At 38.1% G+C, this 26554-nt stretch carries 28 protein-coding genes, 3 pseudogenes and 1 other annotated feature (1 of these 32 running past the window's edge); of the genes and pseudogenes, 29 read left to right on the forward strand and 2 right to left on the reverse strand.

Going from position 1 to position 26554, the window contains the following annotated elements; genetic code table 11:
* Nucleotides 1–18: 18 nt before the first annotated feature.
* From FHY60_RS07560 to FHY60_RS07585, 7 genes and pseudogenes are all read left to right on the forward strand, one after another.
* Nucleotides 19–1452 carry a coproporphyrinogen III oxidase gene (locus tag FHY60_RS07560; RefSeq protein ID WP_139904401.1) on the forward strand — a complete coding sequence of 478 codons (1434 nt, stop codon included), beginning with the start codon at nt 19–21 and terminating at the stop codon, nt 1450–1452.
* 12 nt (nt 1453–1464) lie between these two features.
* Nucleotides 1465–2715, forward strand: a complete 1251-nt coding sequence (hisS, locus tag FHY60_RS07565; protein WP_139904402.1) for a histidine--tRNA ligase — start codon at nt 1465–1467, stop codon at nt 2713–2715.
* 14 nt (nt 2716–2729) lie between these two features.
* The gene (gene aspS, locus FHY60_RS07570) at nt 2730–4511 is read left to right on the forward strand and encodes an aspartate--tRNA ligase (RefSeq protein WP_139904403.1); all 1782 of its coding nucleotides are present in this window, start codon (nt 2730–2732) and stop codon (nt 4509–4511) included.
* Nucleotides 4512–4653: 142 nt separating this feature from the next.
* Nucleotides 4654–4821: a hypothetical protein gene (locus FHY60_RS17835; protein WP_163193972.1), complete on the forward strand. Its 168-nt coding sequence runs from the start codon at nt 4654–4656 to the stop codon at nt 4819–4821.
* Between the two features lie 380 nt (nt 4822–5201).
* Complete coding sequence (gene plsY, locus FHY60_RS07575) at nt 5202–5795, forward strand: glycerol-3-phosphate 1-O-acyltransferase PlsY (protein WP_139904404.1); 594 nt, start codon at nt 5202–5204, stop codon at nt 5793–5795.
* A 99-nt stretch (nt 5796–5894) separates the two neighbouring features.
* Nucleotides 5895–6170 (forward strand): annotated as a pseudogene (locus FHY60_RS07580) (metal-sensitive transcriptional regulator); the annotation flags it as partial.
* Nucleotides 6171–6230: 60 nt separating this feature from the next.
* Nucleotides 6231–6461, forward strand: a pseudogene (locus FHY60_RS07585) (metal-sensitive transcriptional regulator); the annotation flags it as partial.
* A gap of 357 nt (nt 6462–6818) precedes the next feature.
* Here FHY60_RS07585 and FHY60_RS07590 read toward each other — a convergent pair.
* Together FHY60_RS07590 and FHY60_RS07595 are read right to left on the reverse strand one after the other, a co-directional pair.
* Complete coding sequence (locus FHY60_RS07590) at nt 6819–7247, reverse strand: threonine/serine exporter family protein (RefSeq protein WP_139904405.1); 429 nt, start codon at nt 7245–7247, stop codon at nt 6819–6821.
* Nucleotides 7247–8017, reverse strand: coding sequence for a threonine/serine exporter family protein (locus FHY60_RS07595; protein ID WP_139906323.1), 771 nt, complete (start codon nt 8015–8017; stop codon nt 7247–7249). Before FHY60_RS07595 ends, FHY60_RS07590 begins: the two co-directional genes overlap by 1 nt.
* Nucleotides 8018–8204: 187 nt before the next feature.
* Here FHY60_RS07595 and FHY60_RS07600 point away from each other — a divergent pair, with 187 nt between their 5' ends.
* The 22 genes and pseudogenes from FHY60_RS07600 to FHY60_RS07705 all read left to right on the forward strand — a co-directional run bounded on the left by FHY60_RS07600 (nt 8205) and on the right by FHY60_RS07705 (nt 26475).
* A complete protein-coding gene (locus FHY60_RS07600; RefSeq protein ID WP_139904406.1) occupies nt 8205–9440 on the forward strand; it encodes a serine hydroxymethyltransferase in 1236 nt (411 codons plus the stop codon).
* A gap of 23 nt (nt 9441–9463) precedes the next feature.
* A complete protein-coding gene (locus tag FHY60_RS07605; protein WP_139904407.1) occupies nt 9464–9967 on the forward strand; it encodes a flavin reductase family protein in 504 nt (167 codons plus the stop codon).
* Nucleotides 9968–9970: 3 nt separating this feature from the next.
* Nucleotides 9971–10747: a histidinol phosphate phosphatase gene (locus FHY60_RS07610; RefSeq protein WP_139904408.1), complete on the forward strand. Its 777-nt coding sequence runs from the start codon at nt 9971–9973 to the stop codon at nt 10745–10747.
* 384 nt (nt 10748–11131) lie between these two features.
* Nucleotides 11132–11596 (forward strand): annotated as a pseudogene (locus FHY60_RS07615) (MarR family winged helix-turn-helix transcriptional regulator).
* Nucleotides 11597–11600: 4 nt separating this feature from the next.
* Entirely contained in the window at nt 11601–12584 is a 984-nt protein-coding gene (locus tag FHY60_RS07620) for a beta-ketoacyl-ACP synthase III (RefSeq protein WP_139904409.1), read from the forward strand.
* Between the two features lie 24 nt (nt 12585–12608).
* Nucleotides 12609–12827 carry an acyl carrier protein gene (locus FHY60_RS07625; RefSeq protein ID WP_139904410.1) on the forward strand — a complete coding sequence of 73 codons (219 nt, stop codon included), beginning with the start codon at nt 12609–12611 and terminating at the stop codon, nt 12825–12827.
* 48 nt (nt 12828–12875) lie between these two features.
* Nucleotides 12876–13832: an enoyl-[acyl-carrier-protein] reductase FabK gene (gene fabK / locus FHY60_RS07630; RefSeq protein ID WP_139904411.1), complete on the forward strand. Its 957-nt coding sequence runs from the start codon at nt 12876–12878 to the stop codon at nt 13830–13832.
* Entirely contained in the window at nt 13820–14755 is a 936-nt protein-coding gene (gene fabD / locus FHY60_RS07635) for an ACP S-malonyltransferase (RefSeq protein WP_139904412.1), read from the forward strand. Before fabK ends, fabD begins: the two co-directional genes overlap by 13 nt.
* A gap of 25 nt (nt 14756–14780) precedes the next feature.
* Complete coding sequence (gene fabG / locus FHY60_RS07640) at nt 14781–15521, forward strand: 3-oxoacyl-[acyl-carrier-protein] reductase (protein WP_139904413.1); 741 nt, start codon at nt 14781–14783, stop codon at nt 15519–15521.
* Between the two features lie 19 nt (nt 15522–15540).
* On the forward strand, nt 15541–16779 hold the full coding sequence (gene fabF / locus FHY60_RS07645; protein ID WP_139904414.1) for a beta-ketoacyl-ACP synthase II: 1239 nt from the start codon (nt 15541–15543) through the stop codon (nt 16777–16779).
* 17 nt (nt 16780–16796) lie between these two features.
* The gene (gene accB, locus FHY60_RS07650) at nt 16797–17270 is read left to right on the forward strand and encodes an acetyl-CoA carboxylase biotin carboxyl carrier protein (protein ID WP_139904415.1); all 474 of its coding nucleotides are present in this window, start codon (nt 16797–16799) and stop codon (nt 17268–17270) included.
* 12 nt (nt 17271–17282) lie between these two features.
* Nucleotides 17283–17705 (forward strand): 3-hydroxyacyl-ACP dehydratase FabZ, encoded by a 423-nt coding sequence (gene fabZ, locus FHY60_RS07655; RefSeq protein ID WP_139904416.1) that lies wholly within the window; start codon nt 17283–17285, stop codon nt 17703–17705.
* A gap of 11 nt (nt 17706–17716) precedes the next feature.
* Nucleotides 17717–19066, forward strand: a complete 1350-nt coding sequence (locus tag FHY60_RS07660; protein ID WP_139904417.1) for an acetyl-CoA carboxylase biotin carboxylase subunit — start codon at nt 17717–17719, stop codon at nt 19064–19066.
* Entirely contained in the window at nt 19063–19926 is an 864-nt protein-coding gene (gene accD, locus FHY60_RS07665) for an acetyl-CoA carboxylase, carboxyltransferase subunit beta (protein ID WP_139904418.1), read from the forward strand. Before FHY60_RS07660 ends, accD begins: the two co-directional genes overlap by 4 nt.
* An 8-nt stretch (nt 19927–19934) precedes the next feature.
* Nucleotides 19935–20747 (forward strand): acetyl-CoA carboxylase carboxyltransferase subunit alpha, encoded by an 813-nt coding sequence (locus FHY60_RS07670; protein ID WP_139906325.1) that lies wholly within the window; start codon nt 19935–19937, stop codon nt 20745–20747.
* A 115-nt stretch (nt 20748–20862) separates the two neighbouring features.
* Entirely contained in the window at nt 20863–21846 is a 984-nt protein-coding gene (argF, locus tag FHY60_RS07675; protein WP_139904419.1) for an ornithine carbamoyltransferase, read from the forward strand.
* Between the two features lie 52 nt (nt 21847–21898).
* Entirely contained in the window at nt 21899–22456 is a 558-nt protein-coding gene (locus FHY60_RS07680) for a nitroreductase family protein (protein WP_139904420.1), read from the forward strand.
* Between the two features lie 263 nt (nt 22457–22719).
* On the forward strand, nt 22720–23172 hold the full coding sequence (locus tag FHY60_RS07685; RefSeq protein ID WP_139904421.1) for an RrF2 family transcriptional regulator: 453 nt from the start codon (nt 22720–22722) through the stop codon (nt 23170–23172).
* 52 nt (nt 23173–23224) lie between these two features.
* Nucleotides 23225–24418 (forward strand): cysteine desulfurase NifS, encoded by a 1194-nt coding sequence (gene nifS / locus FHY60_RS07690; RefSeq protein WP_139904422.1) that lies wholly within the window; start codon nt 23225–23227, stop codon nt 24416–24418.
* Nucleotides 24411–24836 carry a Fe-S cluster assembly scaffold protein NifU gene (gene nifU / locus FHY60_RS07695; RefSeq protein ID WP_139904423.1) on the forward strand — a complete coding sequence of 142 codons (426 nt, stop codon included), beginning with the start codon at nt 24411–24413 and terminating at the stop codon, nt 24834–24836. The genes nifS and nifU overlap by 8 nt, the downstream gene beginning before the upstream one ends.
* Before the next feature lie 117 nt (nt 24837–24953).
* Nucleotides 24954–25454, forward strand: coding sequence for a PRC-barrel domain-containing protein (locus tag FHY60_RS07700; RefSeq protein ID WP_163215874.1), 501 nt, complete (start codon nt 24954–24956; stop codon nt 25452–25454).
* Nucleotides 25455–25473: 19 nt separating this feature from the next.
* Nucleotides 25474–26475, forward strand: a complete 1002-nt coding sequence (locus FHY60_RS07705; protein WP_207671447.1) for an AI-2E family transporter — start codon at nt 25474–25476, stop codon at nt 26473–26475.
* Between the two features lie 50 nt (nt 26476–26525).
* Nucleotides 26526–26554: a binding site (T-box leader), on the forward strand (it continues 145 nt past the right edge of the window).

Consider the following 26554-nt stretch of genomic DNA (forward strand, 5'->3'; position numbering starts at 1 on the left):
CTTCAGCAGGGAGAACAAATGAGTATAAAACTAAGTATAAATCTTGAACAATATAAATATGATGTATTTCAGATTGTAAAACTATTTTATCCCTTTGAGGATGTGAATTTTGTAAGTGAAAACCAGGATTTTGAAGTGGAAGTTCAGGATGAAGGAGTATTAATTAAGGGCAAGGAAATACAGGATTACTATGCTCGCCTTCAAAACAATATCTTGAAAGATCATATAAAAGTTGCTGTTTATAAGTTTTTTTCAAAGCTTACCGGCAAATTACACCCCTGGGGCACTTTAGTAGGTATCAGGCCCACTAAGATAGCCTCAAGTCTTATACATAAGGGCCTTGATTTGGAAAAGGTGCTGGAACACTATCAGCAGCATTATTTGGTCAGCAAAGAAAAAGCCCAGCTCTGTTATGATGTGGCAAAAAATCAAGAGCAGTACCTGAGGAATGACATAAAAGACATAAGCATATACGTTGGCATGCCATTCTGCCCAACAAGGTGTGCCTATTGCTCCTTTGCCGCTAATGGAATAAGGGGGAAGGAAGCTCTTGTTGAGGCTTATTTGGATGCCTTAAAGAAGGAAATACATGCAATAGCTGTCTACATAAAAGAAAAGGGCCTAAATATAGAAAGTATTTATTTTGGAGGAGGAACTCCAACCTCGGTAAATAATGAACAGTTTGCTGACATTTTGAAAAGCATACATAAAAATTTTATAACCGGTTCTGAAATAGTGGAATTTACCGTTGAGGCAGGAAGGCCGGACAGCATTACTAAAGAGAAGCTTATGGCAATGAAAGAATATGGAGTGACAAGAATAAGCATAAACCCACAAAGTATGAACGACAAAACCTTAACAACTATAGGTAGAATACATACCGTAGAAGAGGTTATTAATAAGTTTAATATGGCCAGAGAACTGGGCTTTAACAATATCAACATGGATATTATAGTTGGCTTACCGGGAGAAGGTATCGAAGAAGTAGAAAATACCTGCAGAGAAATTTTTAGATTAAAGCCAGAGAGCCTTACGGTGCATGGTATGTCTATAAAGAGAGCGTCACGACTTCATGAAGACCTAATCAATGATAAATATTCAAATAAGTTGGGTATGGAAGAGCTGACAAAAATGTTTGAGGTCACAAGGAAAACAGCCCAAAAGCTTGGTATGATTCCATATTATCTATATAGGCAAAAAAATATGGTAGGCAATATGGAAAATGTGGGCTATACTATAAAGGGCTTGGAATGTATATATAATGTAAAGATTATGGAAGAGAATCAGGTTAATATTGCCCTTGGTGCAGATGCTGTAACTAAGGTAATATTTTCTGAGGAAAACAGAATAGAAAGATTTGCAAACTTAAAGGATGTGGGAGAGTATGTAAATAGAATTGATGAGCTTATAGAGAGAAAGCTTGCTCTCCTGGATACAGTTTATAAGGGCTAAGGAGGTTTAAATATGATACAAGCACAGAAGGGGACTAAGGATGTACTTCCACAAGAGGCTTATAAATGGCACTATGTAGAAGGCAAACTAAGAAAGATTGCAGAGGAGTATGGCTGTAGGGAAATCAGAACTCCGGCTTTTGAAGCTACGGAATTATTCACAAGAGGGGTAGGTGAAACTACCGACGTTGTTCAAAAAGAGATGTACACCTTTGAAGACAAGGGGGGCAGAAGCATCACACTAAAACCGGAAGGAACAGCTCCGGCAGTTAGAGCTTTCATTGAAAGCAGTCTCTACAGTGAAGCTCAGCCAACAAAACTATATTACTTTACACCAGTATTCCGTTATGAGAATGTTCAAAAGGGAAGATTCAGAGAACATCACCAGTTTGGTGTGGAGGTTTTTGGGGCGCCGGCAGCATCCTTGGATGCAGAAACTATCAGTCTAGCTATGAGAGCTATCAGCGAGGTTGGTATAGATAATTTAAAGCTGCATATTAACAGTATAGGCTGCCCCAAATGCAGAAAGGCATACAATGATGCCTTAAAGGGTTTCCTAAAGGATAATTTGAACAATCTCTGTAAAACCTGCAACAGCAGATATGAGAAAAATCCTATGAGAATTTTGGACTGTAAGGAAGAAAAGTGCAAGGTCATCACTAAGACTGCACCAGTAATCTTAGATTATATATGCGATGATTGCAAAGAACACATGGATAAACTAAAAGGCTATTTAGAAGCTATGGGAATCAGCTATGAAGTTGACCCATATATAGTAAGAGGACTGGACTATTACAGCAAGACTGTCTTTGAAATAATCAATAATGATATTACGGTATGTGGCGGCGGACGCTATGATTACCTCATTGAACAGATTGGAGGTCCTTCCATGCCTGCAGTAGGCTTTGGCATGGGCCTGGAGCGTCTTATAATGACCATAGAAGGAGCAGGCCTTGAGATTCCTAAGCCTGACCACATACAGCTTTACATCGGTTCAATGGGGGAAAAGGCTTCCTTGGAAGCGATGAAACTTACTTATGAACTAAGAAAAAAAGGCATAAAGTGCGATTGCGATCACATGGGTAGGAGTGTGAAAGCGCAGATGAAGTACGCAAACAAATTAGGTGCAAAATACTCACTGGTATTGGGTGAGGATGAACTGGACAAAAGAGTTGCCAGACTAAAGAAGATGGAAGATGGCAGCACTATTGATATAAATATTGATGACTACGAAGCTGTAAGCCGTATAATCAAAGGGGAATAACAGGAGGTAAAACCATGGCAGAAGCATTAAATGGACTAAAAAGATCTATACTTTGCGGGAATGTAACTGAAGCAAATTTAAATGAAACCATTACCGTTATGGGATGGGTTCAAAGAAAGAGAAATCTGGGCGGACTGATATTTGTGGATTTAAGAGACAGAGCAGGAATACTTCAAGTAGTATTTGGAGAAGAAATCAACAAGGCTGCCTTTGAAAAGGCCGACGGCGTTAGATCCGAGTATTGTATAGCCGTAACTGGAGTATTGGCAAGAAGAGAAGCACCAAACCCCAATATGAAAACAGGTGAATTTGAGTTAAGAGGAGAAGAAATAAAGATACTATCAGAATCAGAAACTCCTCCAATCTACATAAAAGAAGATCTAGATGCTGCAGAAACCATAAGAATGAAATATAGGTACTTGGATCTTAGAAGACCGGATATGCAGAACATATTCATGGTTAGACATAAGTGCGCCAAGGTTATCAGAGATTATCTTGATGAAAATGGATTCTTGGAAGTAGAAACTCCAATGCTTACAAAGAGTACGCCTGAGGGAGCCAGAGACTATCTGGTTCCAAGCAGAAACTACCCTGGCATGTTCTATGCGCTGCCACAATCACCACAGCTCTTTAAGCAGCTATTAATGGTGTCTGGCTTTGATAGATACTTCCAGATAGTAAAGTGCTTCAGAGATGAGGACTTAAGAGCTAACAGGCAGCCTGAATTCACTCAGGTGGACTTGGAAATGTCCTTTGTAGAGGCTGAAGATGTAATGACTTTAAATGAAGGTTTGATAAAGAGAGTATTTAAGGAATTATTGAATTATGACGTTCCAACCCCAATAAGAAGAATGCCCTACAAAGAAGCCATGGAAAAGTACGGTTCTGACAAACCTGATTTAAGATTTGGTTATGAGATTGTGGACTTGACTGAAATAGTAAAGGAGGTTGAGTTTACAGTGTTCAAGGATGCTCTTGCTAAAAATGGTTCCGTAAGAGCTATTAAAATTGACAACGGTGCTACCATGGGAAGAAAGGACATCGACAGATTTGGCGAATTTGTTAAGACCTACAAGGCTAAAGGCTTAGCTTGGATAGCTTATAAGGAAGATGGTATAAAGTCTCCAATCAGCAAATTCCTTGGAGATGACAAGACAATGGAAGTAATAAATGCTATGAATGCAAAAGTAGGAGACCTAATATTCATAGTAGCAGATGTGAATAAAGTGGTATTAAGTGCTCTTGGTGCTTTAAGATTAGAGGTAGCCAAGAAGCTTGAAATACTTAAGGACAACAAAGAATTCAACTTTGTTTGGATAACAGAATTCCCATTGGTATCCTATGATGAAGAAGAAAACAGATATGTAGCAGAACACCACCCCTTCACTATGCCAATGGATGAAGATATACCTCTTCTGGACACTGACCCATCAAAGGTTAGAGCAAAGGCATATGATATAGTGCTTAACGGTGAAGAACTGGGCGGAGGAAGTATAAGAATACACGACACTAAGCTTCAGGAAAAGATGTTCAAGGTTCTGGGCTTTACCCAGGAAAGTGCATGGGAAAGATTTGGATTCTTATTAGAAGCCTTCAAGTTTGGACCACCACCACACGGGGGGTTAGCTTTCGGTTTTGACAGAATGGTAATGTTCTTAACCAACAGAGATAACATTAAGGATGTTATTGCCTTCCCTAAGAATCAAAATGCTTTCGACCCAATGACAGAAGCTCCAAACGTAGTAGATGAAAAGCAGCTTAAGGAGCTTAGCATTGGAATACAAACTGATAAATAAGTTTATAACACATACCCTCATATGGAGGTATGTGTTTTTTATATTTGGTCAAATTTAATAAACAGAATAATTGCTAATTTATATATAAATAGAGATTCGGGAAATAATATATATATCTTTATTACATAAAAGGGGCGAGAATATGGTAAAAAAATCAAAAAAAACTCAATACAAAACAGAAGAAAGTCTATCAAGAGAATTTCAGGATTCAAGTTGGGAGGTCAATATCGATAATGAAGTGATTATAGATAATGAGGAATGGGATTATGCTGAAGACACCATGCCTAGGATAAACACAGAAGGACTATAAAACTAATCACAAATTTTTAAATTAGCTGTGCTTTTCCATTAATATATGATGGTAAAGTAAATTAATCAAGATATTGCTGTCCGCCTTTAATGGTGGACGTTTTTTATTTACTTCTTAAGAGTTTATCCAGTGGGATGCTTGGGGAAGATATTTCAAAGAATACATTGGAGTTATGGCTAAAGGGATCGAAGGAGTTTGGACTAGTACCTGTAATAATGATTTAAATTGTAAAATCTTAAATCTCCATAATAGAAATGGAGAAGTACCTGATTGAAGAATAAATAAATAGTTTGAGCTTTGTTTATATTTATGCTATCATATTGCCAGGATAATTTTCTAAATATAAAATTACTATGTAGCAAGTGAGGATGTTGAATAATATGATACTTATTATTACTATCTTAATTTCATTTTTATGTGGTTCTATACCTTCTGGGTACATAATAACAAAAAAAATGTGTGGTATAGACATAAGGACAGTGGGCAGCGGTAATATAGGTTCAACAAATGTAAAGCGAGTTGCAGGTTCAAAAGCCTCAATCATCACTCAGATAATAGATGTAGCAAAGGGTGTTACTCCGGTGGTTGTAAGTATTTATCTGTATGATAAATTAGCTTTACAGGTGGATAAAGATACCTTTTTATCCATGATAGCAATTTCAGCTATTTTAGGACATAATTATACACCTTTCCTCAAATTTAAGGGAGGGAAAGGCGTGAACACAACCCTTGGAGCCTTTTTCTTTATAGCCCCAATACCAACTGCTGCTGGAATAGCTATACACTTTTTATTAAAGGTTATTACTAGTATAGTATCCATAAGATCTATTGCAACGGGCATCATGTTGCCGCTTATGTGTTATATTCTACAGTTCCCTATGGCAATTACCAACGGTGCCCTAATAGCTTGTGTTTTAATGATTATTAGACACAAGGATAACATAGTAAGACTTATAAATAATCAAGAAATATAAAAAAAGTATGCGTAAGCATACTTTTTTTATGTTTAGGCAAGTTGAAGGAGTAGCATAATAATGTTATAATTAATATAATATATACGGGGTATAGGTATAATGGAGGAAACAATGGATAGAAAGAACTTACAAAAGGATATTGCTGTTAGATTGAGAAGAATTCAAGGACAGATTAAAGGTATAGAGAAAATGGTGGACTGTGAAGTATGCTGCAAGGATGTCTTGGTACAAATTGCTGCTATTAGAGCTGCCAACAATAAGGTTGGAGCCCTTTTGGTAGAGAACTTTGCAAAGAGCTGCGTAATATGTGAAGACAGTAAAAGTACCACTAAGAATATAGACGAACTGGTAATTACACTATTACTTTTTTTAAAGGGCCCAGATATGCCGGAAGAGCCCGTAGAAAAAACAGACTTAAAGGGTGAAATACTGATTAGATTAAATAGAATTCTTGTTCAGGTTGAGGAAATAGAGAAGATGATTCAGACTGAAGCCTGTTGTAAGAAAATACTAGTACAAATTGCTTCAGTTAGAGAAGGAATAAATAAAGTTGGTGCCCTTTTGGTTGAAAATTATGCTAAGGGCTGCTTAATAAGCGAAGACCCGGAAGCCACCAACAAGAATATAGACGGGCTTGTAGCAACAATCCTGACATTTTTAAAGTAAGGGAACGACGGTCAATAAATGCAATTGTTACTCTTAAAAAATTTAACACGGAATCCACGGAATACACTGAGGATGCGGAAGGGGTTATTAATTCAGCTTGAAACCTTGTTTCGGCTATGACTTAATTTATAAAATAACTTAACTTTACTAGGCATGCAATAGCATGCCTAGATTTTTTCTTTTTACTTATTTTACTTATTTTACTTATCAACACTTTTTTCCAAAACACAGCGATATACTTAAGCTAGTTACTTTGCAAATAAGAATCCTTCAGTGTTCTCTGCTTCCTCGAAAATTCAGTATTAAAAAGTATTTCTCCACGTATTTCCGTATATTCAGCGCCTTCCGCCATGAATTTTATTTTGATCCACTACTACCCATAAGCCTTGAAATTGAAGAAGTAAGCAAAACCCCAACTGCTAAGGCACCTGCATTGCTTAAGGTATCAATTCCAAGCTTTAAGGCAGTATCAACATTACCGGTAATGGACTCCAACATTGTGTAGTACATCCCGCCTCCGGGAACCAGAGGAATTAGAGCGCAAACCACAAATACGGTCACAGGCGCTTTTATTACCCTTGCCATTATTTCACTATAGGTGCCGATGGCCAGGGATGCCATAAACATAGAGGCAGTGGTGCTAAAATTAAATTCCTGACAAAAAATATAGATAAGCCAACCTAGGCCTCCTCCCAAAGAAGCATAAATTATGTTTTTTCCTTTAATATTAAAAATTATAGCAAAACCAAGGCTAGCCATTATTGCATATAGGGTCTGAAGAACCATTAGTGTACCCCCCCAATCACATACATCCACAACTTTAACATGATACCATTGCCTACAGCAATGCCGATCGCAACCAGAAATGCTTCCAGAATTCGGGTCATTCCTGCCATTAAGTCACCAGCTATGGTATCCCTGATGGCGTTAGTAATTGAAAGGCCAGGAACCAGCAGCATTATAGAGCCTATGACCAGCTTGTCGAAGTTGCCCACTAAACCTATTTGGTTAAAAATCAGGGCCAATAAGGCAGCCATTGCGCCACCAACGATGTTTATAAAGAATTCATTTATGCTCAGGTTATTGAGATAAATTGTTGTTAACTTTATAAAAAATCCAATTATTAAGGCTAGAAAAAAGTCCTGCACCGTCCCCCCAAAAAGAAGAGTGAAAAATCCTGCGGCCAAGGCAGAAAAGAATACTGTTTTTCTGCGGCCGTATCTTGGAGTAGCGTCTATCTCATTCAATATTTTAATTATTTCTTCCTCTGAGTCTACATATTTATAAATGTTCCTGGATAGATCATTAACCTTACATATCTTTTCTAAATTTACTGTACGTACTTTAATTCTTTTTATGATTGAAATTGTACTGCCATCTTTGCCAATGGCGGACATCATTATTCCTGTGGGAGTTACGAAGCTTTCCGCATGGCTGGCGCCAAAAGCCGTACAAATTCTTACAATGGTATCCTCCACACGATAGGTTTCTCCGCCGTTCTCCAGTATAATCCTACCTGCTTCCACAGCAATAAAACCAATTCTATTAATATCCATGTTACTAATCATGTCATCACCCTCTTATCGGTTCCGTTCCTAAACTTCAATGATATTATATCACAGAATATGTTTTTTTCGTCACATAAATTAAGGTTTTAACTTTACCATGGAAAAACTTGTTGATAAATGACTTCTCCATAATTATAATTTATATAAAGTGTGTTTTAGAATAGGAGTGAGATAAATGAATTATGAAAATATTGGGGCTTTAGATTCAGAATTATTAAAGCTCATCCAAGAAGAAACAGAAAGACAGGAGAATAATATAGAACTCATCGCATCAGAAAACTTCACCAGTAAAGCAGTGATGGAAGCAATGGGTTCACCACTGACGAATAAGTACGCAGAGGGATATCCTTCAAAAAGGTACTACGGGGGCTGTGAGATTGTAGATAAGGTAGAAGACTTGGCAAGGGAGAGACTAAAGCAGTTATTTGGTGCAGAGCATGCAAATGTTCAGCCTCATTCAGGCTCTCAAGCTAATATGGCTGTATATTTTTCGGTGCTAAACCCTGGAGATACTGTACTGGGAATGAACTTAAGCCACGGTGGACATCTTACTCATGGAAGTCCGGTGAACTTCTCCGGTAAGCTTTTTAATTTTGTTTCTTATGAAGTAGAGCAGGAGACAGAAACAATAAATTATGAAACAGTAAGACAATTGGCGCTGAAGCATAAGCCCAAGATGATTGTAGCGGGAGCCAGCGCATATCCAAGAATTATATATTTTGAAAATTTCCGCAGGATCGCTGATGAAGTAGGCGCTTATTTCATGGTGGATATGGCCCACATTGCAGGATTAGTAGCTGTAGGCCTTCATCCAAATCCGGTTCCTTACGCAGATTTTGTTACAACAACCACTCACAAGACCCTAAGGGGACCAAGAGGTGGAGCTATCTTGTGCAAAGAAAAATATGCAAAGGACTTGGATAAGGCCATATTCCCGGGAATGCAAGGCGGTCCTCTGATGCATATTATTGCTGCAAAGGCAATATGCTTTAAGGAAGCTATGACAGAGGAATATAAAACTTATATGAACCAAGTTGTTATAAATGCCAGGGTATTGGGAGAAGAACTTAAAAACTATGGGTTCAAGCTAATTTCAGGTGGAACAGATAATCATCTACTGCTTGTAGATTTGACAAATAAGAATATAACCGGAAAAGAGGCAGAAAAGCTTCTGGATACTGTAGGCATAACAGTAAACAAAAATACTATTCCCTTTGAAAAACTCAGTCCTTTTATCACCAGCGGTATAAGAATAGGTACTCCTGCTGTTACTACAAGAGGTTTTAAGGATGAAGAAATGAAAAAAATTGCATACTTTATTAATTATGTGGTAGAACATAGAGAAGAGGACTTATCAGATATTAGGGAGCAAGTAAAAGCTCTTTGCGCTAAGTATCCAATTTACAAATAATACCATATAGGAGGTTTTATAAGATGGCAGCAGACTTTTTAAAAAATGCAGAAAAGGTAATGGATTATTTCCATAAGAAAGGTGCTTTCCTTTCTGTAAAACACGAAGATAAAGCAAATACCATGACTATAAGCTGGGGAAATATTGGTTACCAATGGGGAAAACCCATATTTTCAGTGATGGTGAGGAAATCACGCTACACTCATGAGCTCTTAGAAAAAAGCGGTGAATTTACTGTAAGTATCCCCTTGAAGGATGGGTTAAAGAAAGCTTTGGATCTGTGCGGAAGCAAATCCGGAAGGGTTGTAGACAAATTTGAGGCTGCTAATATTACTGCACAGGAAGGCAGAAAGGTAAATGCCCCTGTAATTACCCACTGCGATATTTACTTTGAGTGCAAGGTAGTATATAAACATGACATGAATGCAGCTATGTTAAGTGAGGATATATTAAATACTTCCTACATAGATGGGGACCTTCATACTATTTACTATGGAGAAATAGTTGATTGTTATCAGGGGGAATAGACTATGTTTGATACCCACATTCATACCACCTTCTCAACAGACTCCAAAATGAAGCTTGAGGAAGCAATTAGTGCAGCAAAAGAGAGAGACTTATCACTGATAATTACTGAGCATATGGATATTAACCATCCTGAGGAAGGTCAATTTGTATTTGACACTGATGAATACTTTTCTAGCTATGGAGAATATAGAAACAGTGATCTACTGCTAGGTATAGAGTTGGGATTGACCGATGCTTATAGTGAAGCCAATGGCAGAATTGCAAATGAAAATAAATTCGATTACGTATTAGGTTCTTTACATTTCCTGGGAAATTATGACATATATTTTCCTGAGGTATATGTTGGTAGAAGCAAAGAGGATGTTTATATTCAATATCTTCAGGATGTTTATAAAAACATTGTGGCAAATCAATATATTGATAGCCTGGGACATATCGATTACATTTGCAGATATTCTCCTTACGAGGATAAGGAACTCTATTACAGCGAATACAGTGATTTAATTGATGAAATTTTATTGGCATTAGTGAAATATGATATTGCTATGGAAGTAAATGCTAGAAGGCTATCGGATAAGAAGGCCCTGGAAAACTTACTCGTGATATATAAGAGATTTTATGAACTAGGTGGACGGTATGTTACCATTGGCTCAGATTCACATTATCCTCAGGCTATAGGTATGAATTTTGGGAATGCAAAATTAATTTGCCAGGAAACTTCGCTTAAGCCTGTGTACTTTAAAGAAAGAACTATGATAATTGACAATTTAGAAGTATAATTTCATCACGGAAGATGCTGAATCTGCTGAGGACACAGAAAGATTTTAGACAACAGTTCTAGACTATTTCAAGTATCCAGATAAAGCAATGTTAACGCTGTCTCTGATTAATTCAATCTTTAAAAAGAAAGCCTCCTCAGCGTATTCAGATTCTTCTGTGTCTTCCGTGATGAATATTTTTTATCTTTTCTTTTAATAGCCAACAGTCCAATCCTTAATTGTCCATTGTCTATTGTCAATTCTCAATTTTTCTATATTCTTACTTCTATAATATTGACATCTCATTCTTTTTATAATATACTTTGATTATCAAAATAAATAATTTGATAATCAAAGTATTTGATGTGCAAAGTAAAAGAATGAGGTGAAGTTATACTACTATCTATGGATAAAAGTTATCAAGTCTTAAATGAATTACTGGTAGATATATTTAACGATATACTACGGATTGAGCAGACAGCATTGCAGCAAGGAGAATTTAAAGATATTACCGTTACATAAATCCATACTATAGAAGCTATTGGTATGTATGAGCCCAGAAGTATGTCTGAGATAGCAGCTGACCTTAAGATCACAGTAGGTACTCTGACTACCGCCATTAACAAGCTTATTAATAAGGGTTATGTTGAAAGAAAAAGAATAGAAGAGGACAGAAGAGTTGTACTTGTACAACTAACTAAAAGAGGTAAACTTGCCTACAGAATCCATGAAAAGTTCCATAGGGACATGGTAATGGCCACTATAGAAGGTCTAAGTGAAGAGGAAGAAAAGATTTTAGTTAGGGCTATGGATCAGCTGAATAAATTCTTCAAAAGAAAATATAATTTGAGTAATAGCAACGAGGAGTAGTTGTATGGGAGAAGTTTATATTAGTGGAACCGGAAGATATGTGCCGGAAAATATAGTTACTAACGACGACTTGGCTAAAATAGTAGACACAAGCGACGAATGGATTAGTTCAAGATCCGGCATTAAGGAAAGAAGAATAACTTCCGGAGAAAATACTTCTGACTTAGCGGTCAAAGCGGCAAAAAATGCATTGGAAAATGCAGGAGTCAGTGCAGAGAAGGTGGACCTGATTATCGTGGCAACCGTAACCCCGGATATGTTTACTCCGGCCACAGCTTGTCTTGTGCAAAGTAAGCTAGGAGCAAAAAAAGCGGCAGCCTTTGATATCAACGCGGCTTGTACAGGTTTTATTTATGGCATAAGTGTTGGAACACAATTTATTAAAACCGGTGTATACAATCATGTTCTAGTAATTGGAGCTGAGACACTTTCAAAGATAGTTAACTGGCAGGACAGAAGTACCTGTGTACTGTTCGGCGACGGTGCCGGAGCGGTGTTGTTAAGCAGTTCAAAGGTAAGAGGCGTTGGTTCTATACTGATTGCTGCAGATGGTGAAAAGGGGGAGGTTTTGCAAAGTCATGCACTACCTATTAACAACCCTTATGCTCCGGATAATATAGAACACCCAGGACATAATCACATAGTAATGGATGGACGAGAAGTTTTCAAGTTTGCCACCTCTGTAATGGCAGAAAGCGTTGAAGAAATTCTAAAAAGAGAAAATCTAACTATGGATGATATCCAATATGTCATCCCCCATCAGGCTAATGTAAGAATTATAGATTATGCAGCAAAGAAATTATCGGCTGATCCGTCTAAATTTTATGTTAACCTTGATAAATATGGCAATACATCCAGTGCAAGCATACCAATTGCATTAGACGAAATTAATAGAAAAGGACTTTTAAGTAATGGCGATAAATTGATAATTGTTGGCTTCGGAGGAGGCCTAACCAATGGTGCTGCATTTTTGCAGTGGCAAAAATAATAATTGATATTGGAGGAAAAGAAAATGGTATTTGAAAAAGTAAGAGATATAATTGTGGATCAGCTTGGATTAGACAAAGAGGAAATAACTATGGAGACAACATTTGAAGATTTAGGGGTAGATTCCTTAGACCTATTCCAAATAGTTATAGAAATTGAGGAAGCCTTCAACATAAAAATTGAAAATGCTGAAAGTATTAAGGGCATTAAGGATGCTGTAGAGTTCATAGAAGCACAACAATAGTTTTTTTAGGTCAGATGAAAGTCTGACCCTTTGTGTAGGAGGAGTAATATGTTTAAATCAAAAATTTGTGATTTAATTGGAATAAAGTACCCAATTTTTCAAGGTGGTATGGCTTGGGTAGCAGACAGTTCTCTGGCAGCTGCGGTTAGTAATGCCGGAGGTCTTGGAATAATAGCAGCCGCTAATGCCCCTACAGAATATGTGAGAGAACAAATCCGAAAGACAAAGGAATTGACAGATAAGCCCTTTGGAGTAGATATCATGCTGCTAAGCAGCAATGCTGATGAAGTGGCTCAGATGGTCTGCAACGAAGGTGTTAAGGTAGTAACCACCGGTGCAGGAAATCCGGGCAAGTATATAAATAAGTGGAAAGAGCACGGTATCATTGTAATTCCCGTGGTTCCATCTGTGGCCTTAGCAGTTAGAATGGAAAGAACCGGAGCGGATGCTGTAATAGCAGAAGGATGTGAATCAGGAGGTCACGTTGGTGAGCTTACTACTATGGCCCTGGTACCTCAGGTAGTAAGTGAAGTCAATATACCGGTTATTGCAGCTGGAGGAATTGGTGACGGCAGAGGTGTGGCTGCAGCTTTCATGCTTGGAGCAGAGGGGGTTCAGGTTGGCACCAGATTCTTAGTTGCTAAGGAATGTACCATACATGAGAACTATAAGAAAAAGGTATTGAATGCAAAGGATATAGATACTGTAGTTACAGGAAGGCCTACAGGACATCCTGTTAGAGTCATAAAGAATAAGTTGGCAAGACAATTCCAACTGTTAGAAAAAGAGTGTGCTGCTCTTGAAAAATATGAAGAACTGGGAAGAGGGGCACTCCCAAGAGCTGTTAGAGATGGAGATATAGATATGGGTTCTGTTATGGCAGGGCAAATTGCAGGACTGGTGAATAAGGAGCAGACTTCTGCTGAGATTGTTGAAGAGATGTTTGCTGAAGCAGAAGCAGTAATTAAGCGAATGCTTTCAAGAGGTGGATTATGTCAAGAATAGGGTTTATTTTCTCAGGACAGGGATCTCAGTACACAGGAATGGGTAAGGACTTATACGATAATTTTATAGAATGTAAAGAGATTTTTAATATAGCCAATGATGTGTTGGGCTTTAATTTAGCAGATACCTGTTTTAATGGAAGTAAAGAGGAACTAAATTCAACAGAAGTAACTCAACCCGCCGTGCTCACTGTAAGTATAGCAGCCATGAAGGCTCTGCAGGCAGCCGGTGTGAAAGCTGATGTTACAGCGGGCTTTAGCTTAGGAGAATACTCTGCCTTAGTATGCAGTGGAGCTCTCAGTTATGAGAAGGCTGTAGCCCTTGTTAAAAAAAGAGGAAAGTTTATGCAGGAAGCAGTACCGGTGGGAGTAGGAGGAATGGTAGCAGTACTTGGATCAGATAGAGAGACAGTACTGGGGGGCTGTAAAGAAGCTTCAGAATTTGGGGTGGTGGAAGCTGTAAACTTCAATTGTCCCGGACAAATCGTCATTGCCGGTGAAAAGGAAGCCTTAAACAAAGCGGTGGAAATAATGAGCGGAAAGGGGGGTAAATGTATACAGCTGCCGGTAAGTGCTCCCTTCCACAGTTCATTGTTAAAACCTGCGGCTGAAAACTTAAAGGGAGAACTAGAGAAAATTAAAATTATGGATATGCAGATTCCTGTACTGACTAACGTACATGGAAATTATATAAATGATAAAGAGGAAATTAAGGAGCTCTTAGTTAAACAAGCTATGAGCCCGGTACTTTGGGAAGACATTATGAGAAGGATGCTTCAGGATGGAGTAGATGTCTTTATAGAACTGGGACCGGGTAAAACACTGACTGGCTTCTTAAAGAAAATAAATAGGAAGATAACGGCTTTAAATGTTGAAGACGTAAGATCGCTGAATAATACTCTGGAAGTTTTAAAAATAAAATAGTTTATAAGAATATGAGGAGGATAATATGCTTAAGGGTAAATGCGCAGTAGTGACCGGCGGTGGCAGAGGTATTGGTAAGGCAATAGCTATGAAGTTAGCTCAACAGGGCGCTGATATAGTAGTAAATTACAGAAACAGTGAAAAGGAAGCAGAGGAGCTGGTACATGCTATAGAAAATATGGGAGGTGCTGCCTTAGCAGTTAAGGCCGATGTAAGCAACTTTCATGAAGCAGAAACTCTTATTAAAAGTGCTCAGGAAAAGTTCGGCAGAGTTGATATACTAGTAAATAATGCCGGTATTACAAAGGATAATTTAATTCTGAGAATGAAGGAAGAGGACTTTGACAATGTTATATCTGTCAACTTAAAGGGCTGCTTTAATTGCATAAAGCATGTATCTTCTATAATGCTTAGGCAGAAAAGTGGGAGAATTATCAATATATCTTCTGTAATTGGCCTTGTGGGAAATGCGGGGCAGGCAAACTATGCTGCTTCAAAGGCAGGTATTTTGGGAATTACAAAATCCATGGCAAAGGAGCTTGGTTCAAGAGGAATAACAGTGAATGCCATAGCTCCGGGATATATAGAGACAGATATGACAGAGGTACTGCCTCAGAAAGTAAAGGATGCAATTGTAGAAAGTGTACCTCTGAAAAGGATTGGTAAAGCAGAGGATGTAGCAGAATTAGCAGCATTTTTGGCATCAGATAGTGCTTCCTATATAACTGGGCAAGTAATCAATGTTGATGGCGGAATGGTTGTTTAGAAGAGAGGTTGGTAATAATATGTTAAATAGAGTAGTAGTAACCGGTATGGGGGCCATTACACCAATTGGTAATGATGTAAAAACCTTTTGGGAAAATTGTAAAAATGGAAAAACCGGCATAGATTATATAAAGGGTTTTGACACTACAGACTATAAGGTCAAAATAGCGGCGGAGGTTAAAGACTTCCAACCTGAACTATATATTGATAAAAGAGAATGTAAGAGAATGGACAGATACTGTCAATTTGCTATGGCTGCAGCAGAAGAAGCTATTAGAGACAGTGGTCTGGATCTTGATGCTGTTGATAAATATAGATTAGGTGTATTAGTAGGTTCCGGAATTGGTGGACTTGGAACCATAGAAAGAGAATATGATAAGCTCCTTCAAAGGGGACCTTCAAGAGTATCACCGTTGTTTATACCTATGGCAATTTCAAATATGGCTTCCGGTAATATAGCTATAAGATATGGGGCAAAGGGTATTTGTACCAGTGTGGTTACAGCCTGTGCCAGCGGAACCAATGCCATAGGAGATGCCTTTAATCATCTTCAGAAGGGCACTGTAGATATAATGATTGCCGGTGGTGCAGAGGCTTCTATCACTCCTTTGGGGGTATCCGGTTTTACATCCCTTACGGCTCTAAGTACCAGCAATGATATTGAGAGGGCTTCTATTCCTTTTGACAAGGAAAGAGATGGCTTTGTAATTGGAGAAGGTGCCGGCATATTGATCATGGAAACCTTAGAGCATGCATTAAAAAGAGGCGCCAGAATATACTGTGAAGTCGTAGGCTATGGAGCCACCTGTGATGCCTACCATATGACTTCTCCGGATCCGGAAGGAGAGGGCGCAGCCCGATGTATGGAGATGGCACTAAGAGATGCAGACATCGCAAAGGAAGAGGTATCCTACATAAATGCTCACGGAACCAGTACTCCTTATAATGACAAATTCGAAACTATTGCCATAAAGAGAGTCTTTGGCCAGCAGGCTTATAAAATACCTGTAAGTTCCACAAAGTCAATGACAGGACATCTGCTAGGGGCTGCCGGGGCTGTGGAAGCAGTAGTTTGTATAAACTCAATATTGGATGATTTTATTCCTCCGACAGCAGGCTATAAGGTAAAGGATGAGGACTGCGATTTGGATTATGTTCCTAATGTGGGACGTAAGGTAGAAGTAAATGTTGCAATATCAAATTCCTTAGGCTTTGGAGGCCATAATGCTACTATAGCCTTTAAAAAGTGGAAAGAATAAAAAGAGAGAGGTTGAATATGGATTTAAACTTAGTGAGAGAAATTGTCTCAATGATGGAAAATTCTAAACTGTCCTCAATGGAGATAGAAATCAAGGACATGAGAATTAAATTGGAGAAAAACACTGACAGCACTGAAACTCCGATTCTTACTACAACAAGAACTGTGGAAGCAAAGCAGTATGAGGCTTTCACCTCCAGTGAAGTAATTACTGGGGTAGAAACTGTTAAGAAACAGGAGAGGGAAGATGTAGAATGTACATTGATTAAGTCACCAATGGTAGGAACCTTCTACAGTGCTCCCTCACCTGGTAGTGAACCCTTTGTGACTGTTGGTAAAACAGTTAAAAGTGGAGATGTTGTTTGTATAATTGAAGCTATGAAGCTTATGAATGAGATAGAAAGCGAATGTAATGGAACAATTATAGAGGTGCTTGTAAAAGACGGAGAAATGGTAGAGTACAATCAGCCACTATTTAAAATAAAAGCGTAGGTTGGTGAATTTATGGATATAAGAGAAATTCAAAATATTTTACCTCACCGCTATCCCTTCCTGCTAATTGATAGAGTAGAGGAGGTAGTACCGGGGGTAAAGGTTACTGCATATAAGAATGTGACTATGAATGAATATTTCTTCCAGGGACATTTTCCTCAGGAGCCGGTTATGCCCGGTGTACTTATAATAGAAGCCCTGGCACAGACCGGAGCAGTATCTATTTTAAGTCTTGAAGAAAACAAAGGCAAAATAGCTTACTTTGCCGGTATAGATAAAGCTAAATTCAGAAGAAAAGTTGTGCCGGGAGATGTTTTAAAACTGGAGGTTGAGATAATCAAGGTTAAGGGGCCTGCCGGTGTGGGTAAAGCAGTGGCAACCGTTAACGGGCATAAGGCCTGCGAAGCTGAGATTACATTCATTGTCGGAAGATAATGGGAGGATATATGTTTAAAAAGATATTAATAGCTAATAGGGGTGAGATAGCTGTTAGAATAATCAGAGCCTGCAGAGAAATGGGTATAGCTACCGTAGCTGTATATTCAGAGGCGGATAGAGATGCCCTCCATGTGCAGCTGGCTGATGAGGCGGTATGTATTGGGCCAGCCCCATCCAAGGACAGCTATTTAAACATACAAAATATAATAAGTGCCACTGTATTGACTGGATCAGAGGCAATACATCCGGGCTTTGGATTTCTTTCAGAAAACAGTAAGTTTGCTAAGATGTGCAGGGAATGTAATATTGCTTTTATCGGCCCTGATGCTGAAAGTATAGAACTCATGGGAAATAAGGCTAAAGCCAGAGAAATTATGAAGGAGGCCGGGGTACCAGTTATTCCGGGAACTGAAGGGGCCTTGAAAAGTGATGAGGCTGCACATGAAATGGCAGAGATCATTGGATATCCTGTAATGATAAAGGCTGCAGCCGGTGGAGGCGGCAGAGGTATCAGAATAGTTTACAGCAGGGATGAACTTTCAAGGGCCTATAACACAGCGAAAACTGAAGCACAAGCCTGCTTTGGTGACGATACACTGTACATGGAAAAATTTATTGACAAGCCTCACCATATTGAATTTCAAATCCTTGGAGATAAATACGGCAATATCATCCACTTAGGTGAAAGGGAGTGTTCTATTCAACGAAGAAATCAAAAAGTGCTGGAGGAAGCTCCTTCTGCCTTCTTAACGCCGGAGCTAAGGATAAAAATGGGAGAGGCAGCAGTTAAGGCTGCAAGAAAGGTAGGCTACCACAATGCCGGAACCATAGAATTTTTAGTGGACAGCAACCATAACTTCTACTTTATGGAGATGAACACCAGAGTTCAAGTAGAGCATCCTATAACAGAGTTAGTAACAGGTATAGATATTGTAAAGCAACAAATAAGAATTGCTGCAGGAGAGGCACTTAATATAAAGCAAGAGGACATAAAGATAAGAGGTCATGCTATAGAGTGCAGAATTAATGCTGAAGACCCAAGCAAGGAGTTTAGACCTTCCCCGGGGAAAATTATGGGCCTTAACCTGCCCGGTGGACCGGGAGTAAGAGTAGATTGTGCTGTTTATCAAAGCTACAGCATTCCCCCACATTATGACTCAATGATAGCGAAGCTTATCGTTCATTCAGAGGACAGAAGCAGTGCTATAGCCAGAATGAAGAGGGCCTTAGGAGAACTGTTAATCGAAGGTGTAGTTACAAATATAGAATTTCAATATGAAATACTTTGTGATGACAGATTTGTTAAAGGAGAGTATGACACTTCATTCTTAAAAGATAAGTTGGTGAAAAGTGAATGATAAAGGACTTGTTTAAAAAACAGAAATATATTACTGTAAGCTCTACAACTTTGAGTACAGAAGAGGAACATAGACCTATTATTCCGGATGGAATGTGGATAAAATGCAATAACTGCGGTAAAATACTCTATAAAAGCGATGTGGAAGAAAACTATAATACCTGTAGTAATTGTAATTATCATTTTAGGTTATCCGCCAGTGATCGCCTTAAATATGTTCTGGATAAGGAGTCCTTCATTGAATTCGATAAAGGAATGAAAAGTGTTAATCCTATTAATTTTCAAGACTACGAAAGCAAGCTGGAGAAAACAGTGGAATTAGCAGGTGTCAATGAAGCGGTAGTAACAGGGAGAGGCAAGATCAACGGATTAGACACTGTTATTGCCGTAATGGACAGCAATTTTATGATGGGGAGTATGGGCTCTGTAGTTGGAGAAAAGATAACAAGGGCTGTGGAATATGCAACCAAGCAGAGACTGTCTATAATAATATTCACAGCTTCCGGCGGAGCCAGAATGCAGGAGGGCATAGTGTCCTTGATGCAGATGGCAAAGATAAGCGGAGCCATAGCTAAACATTCTGAAAGTAAGCTTCTTTATGTTACAGTCCTTACAGATCCTACCACCGGTGGTGTCACTGCCAGCTTTGCTATGGAAGGAGATATAATCCTGGCAGAACCGGGAGCACTAATCGGTTTTGCAGGAAAGAGAGTAATACAAGATACCATTAAACAAGAGCTGCCCAAGGGATTTCAAACTGCGGAATTTTTGCTACAGAAAGGTTTTATTGACAGTATAGTTCATAGAAGCGAACTTAGACGTACATTGGCCAATATACTATTGCTTCATAAGGAGAGATAATTATGTCTATGGGTATAAATAAGGAGAGAAGTGCTTGGGAAAAGGTAAATATGGCTCGTGCCCAAGAAAGACCTTCAGCAAAGCAGTATATAGATAGAATTTTTGATAACTTTATGGAGTTCCATGGAGACAGAAATTTCGGTGATGACCCTGCTATTATAGGAGGTATTGCTCAGTTAGACGGTAGAAGTGTTACTGTTATAGCTCAGCAAAAGGGTGAAAACACAAAGGACAACATCTTTAGAAACTTTGGTTGTCCTCATCCTGAAGGCTACAGAAAGGCACTAAGATTAATGCTGCAGGCAGAGAAGTTTGGCAGACCGGTTATTTGTTTTGTAGATACTCAAGGTGCCTATTGTGGAATAGGGGCTGAAGAACGAGGTCAGGGTGAAGCTATTGCAAGAAACCTGGTTACTATGATGAATCTAAAAACACCTATAATTTCAGTAGTTATAGGCCAAGGAGGAAGTGGTGGTGCTTTAGCTTTAGCGGTGGCAGATGAGGTCTGGATGTTGGAGAACTCAGTTTATTCTATACTGTCGCCAGAAGGCTTTGCTAGTATTTTATGGAAGGATGCTTCCAGAGCTCAAGAAGCAGCAGATATAATGAAGCTCACTGCAGAGGATCTGCTAAGTTTAAAGGTCATTGATAGGGTAATTATGGAACCCAATGGAGGAGCTCATAAGAATATAGACGCCATGGCTACTATACTAAAGGATAGATTTATTTCTACCTTAGAAAAGCTATGTAGCCTGGAAGAAGATAAATTATTAATGAAAAGGTATGAAAAGTTTAGAAAAATTGGGTATTATAAAGAATAAATATAAAAAAATACGTATAAATATTAAAAACTCCTGTGTACAACAGGAGTTTTTGTTGTATAATATATGTATAAATATAGATATATCATGTATAAATATTAATTGAGGTGGTTATATGACTGTTAATTTAAAGGGAAGAAGCTTTCTTACACTATTGGACTTTTCACCTTCGGAAATTCGATATCTGATTGATCTTGGACATGCATTAAAAAGAAAAAAGAAGAGTGGAGTCAGAGATAAGGTATTAGAAGGAAAAAACATAGTGTTAATTTTCGATAAAACTTCTACTAGGACAAGATGTGCTTTTGAAGTAGCTGCCTATGACGAAGGCGCCAATGTAACATACTTAAGTAACTCACAAATGGGTAAGAAGGAATCCATAGAAGATACAGCAGTAGTTTTGGGGAAATTCTATGATGGCATTGAGTTTAGAGGTTTTGATCCAAGCATAGTAGAAACCTTGGCGGAGAAGTCAGGTATACCGGTTTGGAACGGGTTGACGGATGAGGATCATCCAACACAAGTGTTGGCAGATTTTATGACCTTGGAGGAAAAGGTCAATAAGCCATTAAAGGATATAAAGCTCACCTTTGTTGGAGATGCGAGAAACAATATGTCCAACGCCTTGATGTATGGCTGTGCCAAAATGGGTATGACATATGTGGCCTATGGACCAAAGGAGTTGTGGCCTTCACAGGAGGTACTTGATAAGGCTAACAGTATAGCTGCTGAAACCGGGGCAAAGATTATTGTCACAGATAACATAATAGACTTAGCAGGCTCAGATGCAATATATACTGATATTTGGGCTTCCATGGGAGAAGAGGATAAAATGCAGGAAAGAGTAAAAATCCTCTCACCTTATAAGGTTACAAAGGACCTGCTGAAGGCAGCTGACAATGAGAATGTTATATTTATGCATTGTCTGCCGGCCTATCATGATTTTAACACGCAGACTGCAAAATACTATATCGAGGAACAGGGTATAGATATTAGAGAAGTTTCAGATGAAGTATTTAGAAGCAAGCATTCAGTGGTTTTTGATGAGGCAGAAAACAGATTACATTCCATAAAGGCGGTTATGGTGGCAACACTGTAATTATATTGTTTTCAGTTACTTTAAATATTCAAGGGGGCTAGGGTGTTTAGAGATGGAAAACAAAATTGATCAAATATACTCAAGAAGAATTATAAGGAGCTACTCCAATAAAAAGGTAGAGAAACAAAAGATCAAGTTGCTGTTAGAAGCCGCAATGGCAGCACCAAGTGCCTGTAATAATGAGCCTTGGGAGTTCGTTGTTATTTTGGAGGAAGAAACACTGTGTAAAATAAAAAAATGCCTAAAAACCACAAGGTATAAGGCACCATTGGCAATAGCTGTCTGCGGAAATATGAAACTTGCCAGGGGCAGCATGGAGACGTATTGGATTCAGGACTGCAGTGCAGCCATAGAGAACATGCTGTTGGCTTCTTCCGGTATTGGCTTGGGCGGTGTATGGGTAAGTGTATATCCTTACAAAAATATCATTGAGGCTGTAAGTGAGATTTTATGCATACCTGAACACGTAATTCCTTTGGGAATTGTGCATATCGGTTATCCAGCTGAAATAAAGGAACCGAGAATACAATATAATGAAAGGCGTATTTATTGGGGCAAATACGAACCGGAAAGAAATCTCAAGGGAAGGCCTAAGAACATGGAATACTGAAATAATCACGGAACACGCGGAAAGCGTGGAATTGTATTGAAGGGGTATTCTTTATTTTTATCTGTACCAGTAAAAAGTAAGGTAAGTTTTGGCTTACCTTGCTTTTTTATTGATAGATTTCATATGCTTAAAAATATTTCAGTCAATTTAAAATAGCGGGCTGAATAAAAGGAAACTTGTATATATAGTTGACAATTATGGTCGGATTTGTTATTCTAAAATTAAAGTATACTAAAAGAGTCGGGATTAAAGGAAGTGATGAAATGAAGCTGTCTACCAGAGGAAGATATGGGATAAAGGCTATGGTAGATTTGGCAGTACATTATGGAGATGAACCTATTTCTATAAAGAGCATATCAGAAAGACAGGGAATATCCGAATACTATTTGGAGCAGCTGTTTGCACCTTTAAGAAAAGCGGGCTTGATAAAGAGTATAAGAGGTGCTCAAGGTGGGTATATTTTAACCAGGTCACCTAAGGAAATAACAGTAGCTGATATATTCAAGGTTTTGGAAGGACCTGTGGAAATCTCAGAATGTCTTGACGGATTGGTCTGCAGCAATGAAGACTACTGTGCCACAAGACTTCTTTGGGAAAAGATAAAGCTTAGTATAGACAGCGTGTTAGAAACAACTACCCTATGGGATATAGTTGATAATTATAACAAAATGAAAGATAAGAGAAATGATTATCCTCTAAAAATCCAAGAGACTTAATAAGGCGTGGTTTTTTAGAATTTGCTCTATATACTTTAAGGAAGGTGAAAAAATGAATAAAACCATATACATGGATTATGCTGCAACCACTTACACAAAGAGAGAAGTGGTTGAAGAAATGCTGCCCTATTTTACCGAGAATTTTGGTAACCCATCATCAATATATTCTCTATCAAGAGTGACAAAGAAGGCTATTGATGTAAGCAGAGATAGAGTAGCAAAGGCTCTAAATGCGGATTCGTCGGAAATATACTTTACAGGCTCTGGATCAGAAGCAGACAATTGGGCTATAAAGGGTGTTGCCCTTGCTAACAGAAAAAAAGGCAATCATATTATAACAACAAAAATAGAGCACCATGCTGTTCTACACACTTGTGAATATTTAGAAAAGAATGGTTTCGAGGTAACTTATTTGCCTGTAGATAAGGAAGGCTTTATTAGTCTAGAGGATTTAAAGGCTGCAATTAAGGATACTACAATTTTAGTTTCCGTAATGTTTGCTAACAATGAAATAGGAACAATTCAGCCAATTAAAGAAATTGGCCAAATATGCAGAGATAGAAAGATATTATTCCATACTGATGCTGTTCAGGCAATTGGTAACATAGCTGTAGATGTAAAGGATATGAACATAGACTTGCTTTCCTTGGCTGGACATAAGTTCTATGGACCAAAGGGAGTAGGAGCCTTATATATAAGAAAAGGCGTGAAAATTGACAACTTAATCCACGGCGGCGGACAGGAAAGAGCCCGCAGAGCCGGAACAGAAAACGTAGCAGGAGTTGTGGGTTTGGGCAAGGCTATAGAACTTGCAACAGCTAATATAGAAGAAAAGAATGCAAAACTGATAGCTCTAAGAGATAAGCTTGTAGAAGGTTTGCTAAAGGTTCCTTATACAAGATTAAATGGACCTAAGGGTGACAAGAGACTACCGGGTAATGTCAATGTTTGTTTTGAATTCATCGAAGGAGAATCAGTACTTTTACTTCTCGATGATGCGGGAATCTGCGCATCCAGCGGTAGTGCCTGCACATCTGGGGCTTTAGATCCTTCTCATGTACTTTTGGCAATAGGATTACCTCATGAAATTGCTCACGGATCTTTAAGGCTAAGCCTTGGAGAAGGAAATACAGAGGAAGAAGTAGATTATGTATTGGAAGTTATTCCTAACATAGTAAAAAGACTTAGAGATATGTCACCATTATGGGAGTCAGTAGTTAAAAAGGGAGGAAGCAGCAATGTATAGCGAAAAGGTTATGGATCATTTCAGGAATCCAAGAAATGTAGGAGAAATAGAAGACGCAAACGGAGTAGGTGAAGTTGGTAACGCAAAATGCGGAGATATAATGAAAATATACCTGAAGGTTGAAGACAATATTATTAAGGATGTTAAGTTTAAGACCTATGGCTGTGGTTCGGCAATAGCTTCTTCAAGTATGGCTACTGAATTAATAAAGGGTAAGACTTTAGATGAAGCATGGAAGCTAACAAACAAAGCCGTGGCAGAGGCATTAGATGGTCTGCCACCTGTAAAAATGCATTGTTCAGTATTGGCTGAGGAAGCTATACACAAGGCCATAAACGACTATAGAATTAATCATGGTTTGGAACCTTGGGATATGGTTGAACATGATGATATACATGATCATGTTCATGGTGAATAAGTTAGATTAGGCAGAAGCTGTCGCTTTAAATATTAAGTGCGACAGCTTCTTTTTGTTGTATGATATTCCCTTCATTGAGAAATAATAAGTATATTATTGATGAAGAGGGGCTGTACTATGTCGTTGTACAGATTAAAGGATTTCTTGACAAAGAATGTTCTATATAGTGATGGCAAGAAGGCCGGCATTGTATCAGATGTGATAGTGAATTTTAATGAAAAGAAAGTACAGGGTTTTTCTGTATCTGGAGGCAGTATACTGAGAAGAAAAAACAAAGTTGTATATATTGAGAACATTATATATTATGATTGCAGTATAATAATAGGCAAAATGTCAGAAAAAAAACTCTTGACCTTCTCTGCGGTAAAAGGTATGGAGGTAACAGACATCAAGGGCAATATAATTGGAATTGCAGAGGACATTTTGTTTGATAATAAGTTTAAACTTAGAGGCATTATCATCAGCCCGGGAATGATCAGAAAGCTCGTAATAGGTAAGGGAATTTTGCTTATAAATGAACTGATTTTTGGAGATAAAAACATTCTATATTTTGGAAAAGGGAACTTTCGCTATACAAGTTTAAGACATGAAATAAGTGGTGCTGATTACTATGAATAGGATTTTAAAATATAAAGTTTTGAGATATATCTTAATTTTAACAGTCTCTTTATTGGCATTATTTCTACTGACTACTAATCCTATTATAAAAGAAGTCCTGGGTACATTATTCATAGCCTTTGTCATAGCCTATTCTTTAAAACCTGTACAGGATAAGTTAATAGAAAAAGGAATTGGAAAGAAAATATCTTCAATTGTTATATTGCTGGGCTTGCTTCTTGGTATTGCTGTAATACTTGTATTTTTGATACCAAATATAATAAGGGAAACCTTAAATATAGGAAATACCTTTGATGAATTTGAGGGGATAATCAACAATATTAATAAAAGAATAGAGGAGTTATCCAGCAACAGATATTTTAAAAATGTGATTACCATAGCTTTGAGTAAGATAGAAAAGGCGGTAACAGGATTTTGCGAGAATGCCTTTGACTGCATTTTTGAAAAGAGCGGAAACCTCTTATCCATTGCAGTGATTCCGATTTTAGTTTATTATATCTTGTCAGATGGACATAAAATAGGAAAGAATTTCATTGCCTTTATACCGCACAAAAAACGACCGGTGATGAGAAATTTATCCAAGGATATAAATTTGATGCTGTCAAAGTATATTTTAAGCCAATTCCTGTTAAGTGCACTAATAAGCATCATGACCTTTTTTGTGTTGTTGGCTCTCGGGGTGGATTTTCCTCTGCTTCTATCCTTGCTCAATGGCATCTTCAATGTGATTCCATACTTTGGACCCTTATTTGGAGCTGTACCACCAGTATTGGTAGCACTTATTGACTCCCCAAAAACAGCCCTATGGACAGCGGTCCTTTTGAATCTCATACAGCAGATAGAGGGTGATATTATATCACCTAAAATCACTGGAGAAACTGTAAATATACACCCCTTGTTTATAATCTTGCTCCTCATAGCAGGTGGAAAGGTTGGTGGCTTTGTGGGCATGGTAATGGCAGTACCGGTGGCGGTAATGGTAAAGGTGATTCTCGAAGACTTAGACTATTACATGTATTAAAGCTATTGACATAAAATCTCGAATAATTTATAATTTGCCTATATATTTAATAATCAGTGATGACGAGAATTAGTAGATT

This window comes from Clostridium thermarum (assembly GCF_006351925.1).
GTDB lineage: Bacteria > Bacillota > Clostridia > Clostridiales > Clostridiaceae > Clostridium_AU > Clostridium_AU thermarum.